The sequence below is a fragment of the Nocardia coffeae genome, from assembly GCF_019890715.1.
Taxonomy (GTDB): domain Bacteria; phylum Actinomycetota; class Actinomycetes; order Mycobacteriales; family Mycobacteriaceae; genus Nocardia; species Nocardia jiangxiensis.
The window spans coordinates 124,490-136,910 of record NZ_JAINZY010000020.1; the positions used below are offsets into that span (position 1 = coordinate 124,490).

The window sequence follows — 12,421 nt, forward strand, 5'->3', positions numbered from 1 at the left end:
GGGGACGCCGCGCGCCGCGAATCGTCGCCCGATAGGATGGAGGTGCACAATTTCCGCTCCGGTGATCGTTGTTGGGTATGAGGGAGTCCGAGCGGATGGATCGCCGGAACAACAGAATCGGTAGGCGCAGCATCCTGGTCGCAGCCGGGGCCTGGGTCGCGTTGACCGCTACCGCACAGCCGACGCAGGCGCTGATGATCAACCAGACGGCGCCGCCCGGCCCCGAGGAGTCCGGGAAACGGGCCGAACTGGCAGAACAGGCGATCGTCCAGCGTTATGTCCGCCCGCTCTGGGGTGAGCCGCAGGTGCAACTGGGCACCCTCGTCTGGCCCGCTTCGCTGTGGGAGCAACTGTTGCTGGGGCGATGGTGCTACTGGTGGCAGGCTCATCTGCTCGACTGCGCGGTGGACGCCGCGGTTCGTGCTCGCACCCCCGAACGGATCGACCGGATCTTCGCCCTCGCACGCGGCATCCGGGTCCGCAACATCACCGCCTGGACCAACGGGTACTACGACGACATGTCCTGGCTGATACTGGCGCTCGAACGGGCCGAACGACTGCTCGGCATCCGGTTCGGCGAGGCCGTCGGCGATCTGCACCGCGCCCTGTACGCGGGATGGCGGCCGGACATCGGTGCGGTGCCGTGGCGGTCGCACGACAACTACTACTCCACCTCCGCGATCGGCCCGACCGGTATCGCGATGGCCCGATCGGGCGAATTAAGCCGCGCTGCAGCACTTTCCGACTTCCTACAGGCCCGTCTGCGTGATCCTCGCAGCGGCCTGATCTTCGACGGCGTGCACGAACCCGAGGGCCGGGTGGACCACGCCACACCGACCTACTGCCAAGGTGCGGTCATCGCCCTGGAAGCCGAATTGGCAACGCGCACCGGCGATTCGGCTCACCACAAACGTGCGACGGATCTCATCGCCGCGACCGCGGACCGGCTCACGAACGCCGGTGTGATCGCGGCGGCCACCGCGAACGACTCCGGCCTGTTCATGGGTATCCTCGCCAGATACCTCGCCGAGGCCGCGCTCGCCCTCGGCGACACCACCGCCGCGAATATCGTGCACGCCTCCGCGCGCGCGGCCTGGGAACACCGCGCCGAGGTGGGCGGCCTGCCGCTGTTCGGGATGGACTGGACCCGCCCGGTGACCGTGCCGGACCACCCGGGCACCTTCACCCAGCTCACGCACTCCTCGACCGTTCCGGCGGCGAATCTGAGCCGCGACCTGTCGGTCCAGCTCAGCGGATGGATGGTGCTCGAGGCAGATCACCGGCTCACCGCGGCCGGGCACTGAGATCGGCCCGCGCCGCGCGCGCTCACCACTGCCGCGGATGCCGGTGAATTCGACCGCGCCGGGACGAAATCTGCCGCTCGCAGGCCACCGCGAACGTGTTAATTAATGTAAACCGTCCGAGAAGGCGCAGTTTCCAATCCATCACCGGTTGCCGAACAGGGCGGGGGCGCAGCCCCGGATTTCCGGGATTCGGGGGCGTCGGGCCTGTTCGCCGGTGAATGGTGACGAGGATCACCACCGTCCGTGGTGACCGGTAGGTTGCGGCCGCCTCACAGCGCACAGGCGGGCCGGATGGGGTGTGAGAGATCTGTTTTGCCTGCTCCGGATAGGTCTTTACAGTCGGATTCGTCAGCCTGCTATTCCGCTCGAAGGGGCATCATGGCCAACTCACGTGCCCGAGGATCGGTATCCGGTCCCGCCCCGCGTATCGGGATCGAGGACGCCGGGGACGCACTGCTCGGACTCGGCAAATACTTTCAACGCGGCGAGGTTTCGGACGACCAGCGAACCCTGCACAAACAGGGCGGGCGCGAGGCCGACGAGTTCTATCGGGATCGGTGGTCGCACGACAAGGTGGTGCGGTCCACGCACGGGGTGAACTGCACCGGTTCGTGCTCGTGGAAGATCTACGTCAAGGACGGCGTGATCACCTGGGAGTCGCAGCAGACCGACTACCCCTCGGTGGGTGCGGACAAGCCCGAGTACGAGCCGCGCGGATGCCCGCGTGGGGCCTCGTTCTCCTGGTACACGTATTCCCCTGCGCGCGTGCGGTATCCGTATGTGCGCGGGGTTCTGCTCGAGATGTACCGGGAGGCCAGATCGCGGGTGAAGGACCCGGTGCTGGCCTGGGCGGAGCTGGTCGAGGATCCCGAGCGCGCCCGGCGGTACAAATCCGCGCGCGGCAAGGGCGGGTTCGTCCGCGCGGAATGGTGGGAAGCGGCCGAAATCGCCGCTGCCGCACATGTTTACACGATCAAGCAGTACGGTCCGGACCGCGTCGCGGGCTTCTCCCCGATCCCGGCCATGTCGATGGTCAGCCATGCGGTCGGCGCTCGGTTCATCTCGCTGCTCGGCGGGTCGATGCTCTCGTTCTACGACTGGTACGCCGACCTGCCGGTGGCCTCACCGCAGGTGTTCGGCGATCAGACCGACGTCCCGGAGTCGGCGGACTGGTTCGACGCCGGATATCTGATCATGTGGGGTTCGAACGTCCCGGTCACCCGCACCCCGGACGCGCACTACATGACCGAGGCGCGCTATCGCGGCCAGAAGGTCGTCGTGGTCTCCCCCGACTACGCGGACAACACCAAATTCGCCGACGAATGGCTGCCCGCGCGTCCGGGAACCGATGCGGCACTTGCCATGTCGATGGGGCATGTGGTGCTGAAGGAATTCTTCGTCGACCGGACGACTCCGCGTTTCCAGGATTACGTCAAGCGCTACACCGATCTGCCGTTCCTGATCTGCCTGGACGAGGCGGGCGGCTGGGACGTCGAGGGCGGGTATCACGCCGAGGGCACCCTGCCGGGCAAATTCCTCACCGCCGCCGATCTCGGACAGGACGGCGAAGGCGCCGAACACAAGATGGTCCTGCTCGACGCCGACGGAAATCCGGTGGTGCCCAACGGTTCGCTCGGGCACCGCTTCACCGGCGCGGACGCCGGAAAATGGAATCTGGACCTGGAGGGCGTGGATCCGTTGCTGAGCCTGCACGGGCAGCCCGGGACACAGGCGGTCACCCTGCGACTGCCGCGCTTCGACAGCGATGTCCCGGGCAGCGTCCTGCGCGGCGTCCCGACGACACTCGTTGCCGGAAAACGGGTTACCACCGTCTTCGATCTGCTGCTGGCCCAATACGGCGTGCCCCGCGACGGGCTGCCCGGTTCCTGGCCCACCGGATACGACGACGCCACCCAGCCCTACACCCCGGCCTGGCAGGAGACCATCACCGGCGTTCCGGCCGCCCAGGCCGAGCGGGTCGCGCGCGAATTCGCCGACAACGCGGAACAATCCGGCGGCCGCTCGATGATCCTGATGGGTGCGGGCACCAACCACTGGTTCCACTCGGACCAGATCTATCGCGCCTTCTTCACCCTCACGCTGCTCACCGGCTGTCAGGGCGTGAACGGCGGCGGCTGGGCGCATTACGTCGGCCAGGAGAAGTGCAGACCCGTAACTGGTTGGTCCACACTGGCTTTCGGCCTGGACTGGCAGCGACCGCCGCGACAGATGCAGGGCACGGTGTTCTGGTATCTGACCAACGACCAGTGGCGCTACGACCCGTTCACCGCGGAGGCGTTCACCTCGCCACTGAGCCGGGGAACCTTCGCCGGGCGGACCGCCGCGGACAATATCGCGCTGGCCAGCCGACTGGGCTGGATGCCGACCTATCCGACCTTCGACCGCAATCCCCTGGATCTGGCCGACGAGGCCGAGCAGTCCGGGAAATCGGCCGCGGATCACGTCGTGGACGAACTGAAATCGGGCACACTGCGTTTCGCCTGCGAGGATCCCGACGCGCCGGAGAATTTCCCGCGCTGCCTGACCGTCTGGCGGGCGAATCTGCTGGGTTCGTCCGGTAAGGGCAACGAATACTTCCACAGGCATCTGCTGGGCGCGGACTCCAATCTGCAGACCACCGACAGCACCGGGGTGCGGCCCTCCGAACTCACCTGGCGTGAACAGGCCCCGACCGGGAAGCTCGATCTGCTGCTGTCCCTGGATTTCCGGATGACCAGCACGACCCTGTTCTCCGATATCGTGCTGCCCGCGGCGACCTGGTACGAGAAACACGATCTGTCCTCGACCGATATGCACCCGTTCGTGCACGCCTTCTCCCCCGCCATCTCCCCGCCGTGGGAGGCCCGGACCGATTTCGAGGCGTTCCACCGCATCGCCCGCGGGTTCTCCTGGATGGCCGAGAAGCATCTGGGCGTGCGCAAGGACGTCATCGCCGTTCCGCTGCAGCATGATTCACCCGACGCGCTGGCGCAGGCGGGCGGGCGCGTGCGGGACTGGAAGGCCGGCGAGTGCGAACCCGTTCCCGGTAAGACCATGCCCAAACTGGTTGTCGTCGAACGCGATTACCCCAAGCTCGCGGAGAAGATGGCGGCACTCGGTCCGCTGGTCGAGACGCTCGGCGTCACCACGAAGGGCGTGACCACCTATCCCGACCAGGAGGTCGCCTACCTCGCCGGAGTGAACGGCACGGCGGTTTCCGGTATCGCACAGGGACGTCCGTCCCTGGCCAAGGACACGCACGCCGCCGAGGCGATCCTGGCGCTGTCCGGCACCACCAACGGCAGACTCGCGGTGGAGGGGTTCGAGGCGCTCGAACGCCGCACCGGCACCCGGCTGGCGGATCTGGCCGCCGAGCACGAGGGCAAGCGAATCACCTTCGCGGACACCCAGTCCCGGCCGGTGCCGGTGATCACCTCCCCGGAATGGTCGGGCAGCGAAACCGGCGGACGCCGCTACTCCCCGTTCACCATCAACACCGAACGTCTCAAACCCTGGCACACCCTCACCGGACGCCAGCACTTCTACCTCGACCACGACTGGATGGCCGAACTCGGCGAACAGCTGCCGATCTTCCGCCCGCCGCTGGACATGAGCGCTTTGTTCAGCGAACCGGGGGTGGGGTCCGTCGGTGACAACGGCGTCACCGTTCGGTACCTCACACCGCATTCGAAGTGGTCGATCCACTCGGCGTACCAGGACAACCTGCACATGCTGACCCTGTCCCGCGGCGGACAGGCGATCTGGATGTCGGACCGGGACGCGGCGAAGATCGGTGTGGCCGACAACGATTGGATCGAGGCGGTGAACCGCAACGGTGTCGTCGTCGCCCGCGCGATCGTCAGCCACCGGATGCCCGAGGGGACCGTGTTCATGTATCACGCTCAGGACCGGGCGGTCGGCGTACCGAGGATCGAGGGTCGGCCGAACGGGGCGGCGACCGGATTCGATTGGGCCGCACCGCAACAGCAGCCCGGTAAGGGTAAGCGCGGCGGTATCCACAACGCGCTCACCCGGATCATGATCAAGCCCACGCACCTCATCGGCGGGTACGCGCAGCAGTCGTTCGCGCTGAACTACCACGGCCCCACCGGAAATCAGCGCGACGAGGTCACGACGATCCGCAAGCGCTCGCAGGAAGTGGAGTACTGATATGCGTGTCATGGCACAGATGGCCATGGTGATGAACCTGGACAAATGCATCGGCTGTCACACCTGCAGCGTCACCTGCAAGCAGGCGTGGACCAATCGCGGCGGCACCGAGTACATGTGGTTCAACAATGTGGAAACCCGTCCGGGACAAGGTTATCCGCGGCAGTACCAGGATCAGGAGAAGTGGAAGGGCGGTTGGCGGCTCACCAAGCGCGGTCGGCTCACCCTGAAGTCCGGTTCGCGAATGAAGCGGCTGCTCAACATCTTCGCCAACCCGGACCTGCCCACGGTCGAGGACTACTACGAGCCCTGGAGCTACGATTACGACAACCTGCTGTCCGCCCCGGCCATGGACACCACTCCGGTCGCGCGGCCGAAATCGCTGATCACCGGCAAGGATACGACGATCACCTGGGGTGCGAACTGGGACGACGATCTGGGCTCGGGCCCCGAGCAGGTCGGCCGGGATCCGCTGCTGGCCCGGCTCTCGGAGCAGGTCAAACTGGAATTCGAGCAGACCTTCATGTTCTATCTGCCCAGGATCTGTGAACACTGCCTGAATCCGTCCTGTGTGGCCTCCTGCCCATCCGGGGCGATCTACAAGCGGTCCGAGGACGGCATCGTGCTCGTCGACCAGGACGCGTGCCGCGGCTGGCGGCAGTGCGTCACCGGATGCCCGTACAAGAAGATCTATTTCAACCACAAGACGGGCAAGGCGGAGAAGTGCACGTTCTGCTACCCGCGGGTGGAGGTCGGCATCCCGACGGTGTGCTCGGAGACCTGCGTCGGGCGGCTGCGCTATATCGGCGTGATGCTGTACGACGCGGACGCCGTCCTCGAAGCGGCTTCGGTGACCGATCCGAAGGATCTGTATCCCAGCCAGCTCGGGGTGTTCCTCAACCCGCACGATCCGCGCGTGGTCGCCGAGGCCGAACGCGCCGGCATCAGCCCGGACTGGATCGAGGCCGCGCAGAATTCGCCGGTCTACAAGCTGATCGTCGACTATCAGATCGCCCTGCCGCTGCATCCGGAATACCGCACCATGCCGATGGTCTGGTATGTGCCGCCGCTGTCGCCGGTGGTGGAATCGCTGTCGGAGACCGGTCACGACGGTGAGGACGCCTCGAATCTGTTCGGCGCCATCGACGCACTGCGCATTCCGATCGAGTATCTCGCCGAACTGTTCACCGCCGGTGAGATCGGGCCGGTGCGCGCGGCCATGCAGCGCCTGGCGGCCATGCGCTCGTTCATGCGGTCGGTGAATCTCGGCAAGGAGCCCGATCCCTCGATCGCACCGTCGGTGCGCCTGGAACCCGAGGAGATCGAGGCGATGTACCGGCTGCTGGCCATCGCGAAATACGAACACCGGTACGTGATTCCGCAGGGTGCGACGTCGCAGGCGCACGAATTGGATTCGCTCGCCACGGGATGCAGCCTGGACACCGACGGCGGGCCGGGGATGACGGCCTTCGACACGATGGTCGAGAAATTTCATCTCACCGACGCCAATGATGCTGCGCCGGAGGAGAAGACGAATCGGATCAATCTGCTGAACTGGGACGGCCGCAGCACCGAGGGACTCGTTCCGACGGCAGCGAACGGCAATGGTCACGCCGAGAACGGAGCTGCCGGAACAGCGGCCAACGGGAACGGCGCCAACGGAAGCCGAGCCGCAGCCAACGGCCACGGCAACGGCAAGTCGGCACCGACCGACGACGTGACGCCGATTTCGAGCGGGGTGCAGCGATGACCTTGTTGAAACTACGCCGCCGCCCCGAACCGGCCGTGCAGATGTCCGAACGGGATCGCCGCCTGATCTGGCGCACCGCCGCGCTCCTGCTGGACTATCCCGACGAACACCTGCTCACCGCCGTCGACCGGATCACCGACGCGGCGGCACATCTGCCCGACGATGCCCGAATCCCGTTGCAGCGCTTCCTCACCCATATCGCGGCATCGTCACCACTCGACCTCGCCCAGCAGTACGTGGAGACCTTCGACATGCGACGCCGCTCCAGCATGCACCTCACGTTCTACGCCTACGGCGATACCCGCAAGCGCGGTATGGCGCTGCTGCGTTTCAAACACGCCTACCGGCATGCGGGCGTCGAGCTCGACGACCGGGAACTGCCCGATCACCTGCCCGTCCTGCTCGAATTCGCGGCGACGGTCGATCCGATCGGTGGTGAGCGCCTGCTGGGCGAACACATCCCGGTCATCGAACTGCTGCGATTGTCGCTGAACGACAACGGATCTCCGTATGCCGATGTCGTTGCCGCGGTGGTCGCCACGCTGCCGCCGCTGACGGTCGCGGACCGCCGCCGCATCACCGAACTGGCGGCGGCCGGACCGCCGGACGAGGAGGTCGGGATGGATCCCTACACGATGGATCCCGCGCTGTTCGACGGATCGCAGGCCCGCCGATGACCGCCGACGTCTGGCTGATCCTGCCCTATATCGCCTTCACCTCCTTCGTCCTGGGCCACCTGTGGCGCTATCGCACCGACCAATTCGGCTGGACCACAAGGTCTTCGCAGTTGTACGAGAGCCGGTTGCTGCGGCTGGGCAGTCCGCTGTTCCACTTCGGCATGCTCGGGGTCATCGGCGGTCACGTCCTGGGTGTGCTGATCCCGCAGTCGTGGACCGATGCGGTGGGGGTGTCCGAGGAGCTGTATCACGTGGTCGCGGTCTCGGCGGGATCGGTTGCCGGAGTCGCGGTCATCGCCGGAATCGCGATCCTGCTCTACCGCCGCATCACGGTGCCCGCGGTGCGCAAGGCCACCACGACCAACGACAAGATCATGTACGTGCTGTTGGCCGCCGCCCTGATCACCGGACTGCTCAACACTCTCGGCAGTAATCTGCTGTGGGGCACCTACAACTATCGCGAGACCGTATCCCCTTGGTTCCGTAGCATTTTCACGCTGCACCCGCATCCGGAGCTGATGGTCGGCACGCCCTGGACATTCCAGGTGCACGGGGTGATCGTGCTGACGTTGATCGGCCTGTGGCCCTACACCAGGCTCGTGCACATGTTCAGCGCGCCGATCGGTTACCTCACCCGCCCGTACATCGTCTACCGCGCCAAGGCCGTACAACGCCCGGACAGCAGCCGGTACGCCAAGGCGTGGGATGCGCCGGTGACTCCCGAGCGCTGGTGAGGGCCGTGCGCGATCATGGATCGCATGGCCCATGAATCATCGGAGACGCCGGATCCGGTAGCGATCCTGCGACGCTGGGAGGATTCCGGCGCGGTGTGGCGGGTGCTGAACCGCCGCGACGACCGGGTGACCGTCGTGCTCTACCAGTGCACCGGCGGCGAGGAGGTGGACCGGTTCACCTCCGGCGATCCGGATCTGCTGCGCTTCCTGGGCGACCGGCGCAGCAGCGAGGATTGACCTACCGCGCGAGCAGCCGGGCGGCTCCCGCGCACAGCGTCTCGAGCACCTGCGCCACCGGTTCGGCGGCGGTCACCAGGCCGACGCCCTGACCGGCATCGATCGGCGTCACCCGCTGATCCTCCCGCGCGATCCCGGCCTCGAGCGCATCTCGTGCCGCCGGATCGCGGGACAGCTCCTCCTCCCTGCCGGTCCACCGCTCGGCGAACTCGTTGCGCAGCACCCGGGCGGGAAACCTTGTCGCCCAAGGCAATCCCATTCCGACGTCGAAGGCGCGAGTCAGGATCGTATCGGTCCCGCGCGCGGCGATCATGGCCGCCCGGCCGTCCTGCGACAGCAGCGATTCCGGGCAGGCGGCCAGGCAGGTGCCGAGCCACGCCCCCGCCGCCCCCGCGGTCAGCACCGCGGCCAGACTCGCCGCCGACCCGATTCCCCCGGCCGCCAGCACCGGAATCGACACCGCTCCGGCGACCGCATCGAGCAGCGGCAGCGTGGCCATCTCCACCGCACCGTGCCCGCCGCCCTCCGATCCCCGGGCCACCAGCACCTCGACACCGGCCTGTTCTGCGCGCCGAGCCTCCTCGGCGTTGTAAACCTGTGTGGCCGTGTGGATTCCGGCTTCCCGGACGCGGGGAACCCAGGACAGATCCGTCCCGAAACTCACCGAGATCAGCACCGGCTTCGCGGCAATGGCTCGATCGAGCAGTCCGGGCTGCGCGGCGATCACCCAGTCCACCAACCCGATGCCGAACGGCCCCGCACCATCACCCAATCGTCCGAGTTCACGCTCGAGCGCGGCCACCGAACCGGCACTGCCCATGCCGATCATGCCCAGACCACCGGCCGCGGTGACGGCCGCGGCCAACCGCCCACCGGCCACTCCGCCCATCGGCGCGTTGACCACCGGAATCCGCAGGCCCATCTCCCGCGACCATGCCGTGGACAGGGGCGTCGCCCCGGCAGTCGAGCGGGACTCTCCGGCTACCATCGGGTGACTCCCTCTCACGATGACATGCACTCATATCAGCACATCCAGGGCATCTCGGTCGCCACGGGGCGATCCCGCGCACGGTCGGCCCATGCCCTCGAACTGTGCGCGATATCTCCCCTCACCTTTGCTTCGGGCAACGCCCCGTTACTTCGTGACGGGCACACAACCGCCGTGTCACACCCCTGAAACAATCGGCACGATCTCACGGCCCGCACCGCATATCCGTGCGGAACCGTTGACGTCTCGGACATTCCACGCAGCATGGCGGAAATACCCTCTTTCTACTGTTGAGCCAACCTGATGTGGGAGGCCCCGTTGAGCACGCTGTCGCGAAATCGCAATATCGAGAATTGGAACGCAGAGGATGTCGACGCCTGGGAAGCCGGCGGTAAGGACGTCGCCAGACGGAACCTGGTGTGGTCGGTATTCGCCGAGCATGTGGGCTTCTCGATCTGGTCGATCTGGTCGGTCATGGTGCTGTTCATGCCCACCGACAAATTCGGCATCGACCCGGCCGGGAAATTCTTCCTCGGCGCGGTGCCGACATTGGTCGGCGGATTTCTCCGGATTCCGTACACCGTAGCCACCGCACGTTTCGGCGGCCGCAACTGGACGATCTTCAGCGCGATCATGCTGCTGATCCCGACCCTGCTGACGCTGTATTTCGTCAACCACCCCGGCACCTCGTACACGACCTTCATGGTGGTCGCCGCGCTCGCCGGATTCGGCGGCGGCAATTTCGCCTCGTCGATGACGAATATCAACGCCTTCTACCCGCAACGGCTCAAGGGCTGGGCGCTGGGTACGAACGCGGGCGGCGGCAATCTCGGTGTGCCGGTGATCCAGTTGATCGGTCTGGCGGTCATCGCCACGGTCGGCAACGCCTACGGGAACGCGTCGATCGTATGCCTGATCTACCTGGTGCTGATCGCGCTCGCCGGCGTCGGCGCGGCGCTGTACATGGACAATCTGCGTAATCAGAAGGCCGATCTGTCCTACATGATCACCTCGTTGAAGGTGCCGCAGTCGTGGGCCATCGCTTTCCTGTACATCGGCACCTTCGGCTCGTTCATCGGCTTCAGCTTCGCGTTCGGACAGGTCCTGCAGATCAGCTTCAAGGCCGGTGGCGAGAGCGTTCCCCACGCCACGCTGCACGCCGCGCAGATCGCGTTCATCGGCCCGCTGCTCGGCTCGCTGATGCGCCCGTACGGCGGCAAGTGGTCCGATCGTCTCGGTGGCAGCAAGGTCACGCTGTACACGTTCCTCGGCATGATCGTGGCCGCGGTGGTGGTCAGTATCGCCGGCATGGTCGGGGACGCGCACGGTGGCGTGCCGACCGGCGGGGCGATGGTGGCCCTGATCGCCGGATTCATCGCACTGTTCCTGCTGTCGGGTATCGGCAACGGGTCGGTCACCAAGATCATCCCCTCGGTGTTCGAGGCGAAATCCAAGAGCCTGCAGGCGGATCCGGCGACGCAGGCGGCCTGGTCGCAGAACACCTCCGGTGCGCTGATCGGTTTCGTCGGCGCGGTGGGTGCGCTGGGTGGCGTCGGCATCAACCTGGTGTTCCGGTCCTCCTACGCCTCGACCAACTCCGCGACCACCGCGTTCTGGGTGTTCATGGGCTTCTACGTGGTCTGCGCGATCGTGGTGTCGGCGGTATTCCTGCGGCGGCCGCACGCGACCCGCAAGGCCGAGCCATCCACGCTCGAGACGGTGACACAGGCCCTGTCGGGCGCCGAAACCACTCCGGTACAGGAGCATTCGGCCCGCTCGATCTGAGCCCCGAGACGTCCGAGCCCGAACCCAGCCATGGAGTACAGATGAATTCCACAGTCGAATCCACTTGCAGGACAGTGGTCGTCGCCGGTCACGGCATGGTCGGGCATCGGTTCGCGGAGGCGCTGCGGTCGCGCGACACCGACGGACGCTGGCGGATCGTCATCGTCGGCGAGGAAGCCCTGCCCGCCTACGATCGGGTCGGACTGTCCGCATATGTCGACGGCTGGGATGCGGAAGCACTCGCTCTGCCCGGCAACGTATTTCAGGGCGACGCGCTGGTGGAGCTCCGCACCGGCGAGCGGGTGGAGCGGATCGATCGGGCAGCGCGCACGGTGACGACCTCCATCGGCGCCGTGATCGCCTACGACGCACTGGTTCTGGCCACCGGCTCGTATCCGTTCGTCCCGCCGGTGCCGGGACATGAACTGCCGCAGTGTTTCGTGTATCGCACCATCGAGGATCTGGATCGCATCCGGGCCGCCGCACTGGCGGGCGGCCCGGGAGCGCGCGGTGTGGTGATCGGCGGCGGTCTGCTGGGGCTCGAGGCCGCCAACACGCTGCGTCTGCTCGGGCTGGAAGCGCATGTCGTGGAGTACAACGACCGTCTGATGCATACGCAGGTCGACACCGGCGGCGGGGCCATATTGGAGAAGTTGGTCACCGACCTGGGCCTGCGAGTTCACACCGGAGTCGGAACCTCGGCTATCGAGCCCGCGGAAGACGGTGCGGGAGTTCGGGTTTCGCTGTCCGACGGCACGTCGATAGATGCTGCGGCC

The 12,421-nt window shown here is 66.5% G+C and carries 9 protein-coding genes; 8 read left to right on the forward strand and 1 reads right to left on the reverse strand.

The window, feature by feature from the left end; genetic code table 11:
- Positions 1-77 precede the first annotated feature (77 nt).
- From K7711_RS42625 to K7711_RS42650, 6 genes are all read left to right on the forward strand, one after another.
- Entirely contained in the window at positions 78-1,304 is a 1,227-nt protein-coding gene (locus K7711_RS42625; RefSeq protein WP_235748662.1) for a glycoside hydrolase family 76 protein, read from the forward strand.
- Between the two features lie 378 nt (positions 1,305-1,682).
- Positions 1,683-5,474, forward strand: coding sequence for a nitrate reductase subunit alpha (locus tag K7711_RS42630; protein WP_222978025.1), 3,792 nt, complete (start codon positions 1,683-1,685; stop codon positions 5,472-5,474).
- Position 5,475: 1 nt separating this feature from the next.
- On the forward strand, positions 5,476-7,224 hold the full coding sequence (narH, locus tag K7711_RS42635) for a nitrate reductase subunit beta (RefSeq protein WP_235748663.1): 1,749 nt from the start codon (positions 5,476-5,478) through the stop codon (positions 7,222-7,224).
- A complete protein-coding gene (gene narJ / locus K7711_RS42640; RefSeq protein WP_222978031.1) occupies positions 7,221-7,901 on the forward strand; it encodes a nitrate reductase molybdenum cofactor assembly chaperone in 681 nt (226 codons plus the stop codon). The genes narH and narJ overlap by 4 nt, the downstream gene beginning before the upstream one ends.
- Positions 7,898-8,635, forward strand: a complete 738-nt coding sequence (gene narI, locus K7711_RS42645) for a respiratory nitrate reductase subunit gamma (protein ID WP_222978033.1) — start codon at positions 7,898-7,900, stop codon at positions 8,633-8,635. The genes narJ and narI overlap by 4 nt, the downstream gene beginning before the upstream one ends.
- 24 nt (positions 8,636-8,659) lie before the next feature.
- Positions 8,660-8,872 (forward strand): hypothetical protein, encoded by a 213-nt coding sequence (locus K7711_RS42650; RefSeq protein ID WP_040820969.1) that lies wholly within the window; start codon positions 8,660-8,662, stop codon positions 8,870-8,872.
- 1 nt (position 8,873) lies between these two features.
- On the opposite strand, the gene K7711_RS42655 is transcribed toward K7711_RS42650, so the two are convergent.
- Positions 8,874-9,860, reverse strand: a complete 987-nt coding sequence (locus tag K7711_RS42655; RefSeq protein ID WP_222978034.1) for an NAD(P)H-dependent flavin oxidoreductase — start codon at positions 9,858-9,860, stop codon at positions 8,874-8,876.
- A gap of 303 nt (positions 9,861-10,163) precedes the next feature.
- Here K7711_RS42655 and K7711_RS42660 point away from each other — a divergent pair, with 303 nt between their 5' ends.
- Both K7711_RS42660 and K7711_RS42665 read left to right on the forward strand, forming a co-directional pair.
- Positions 10,164-11,645, forward strand: a complete 1,482-nt coding sequence (locus K7711_RS42660) for a nitrate/nitrite transporter (RefSeq protein WP_222978037.1) — start codon at positions 10,164-10,166, stop codon at positions 11,643-11,645.
- Between the two features lie 41 nt (positions 11,646-11,686).
- The coding region (locus K7711_RS42665; RefSeq protein ID WP_222978038.1) for an NAD(P)/FAD-dependent oxidoreductase at positions 11,687-12,421 on the forward strand (735 nt) is incomplete at its 3' end.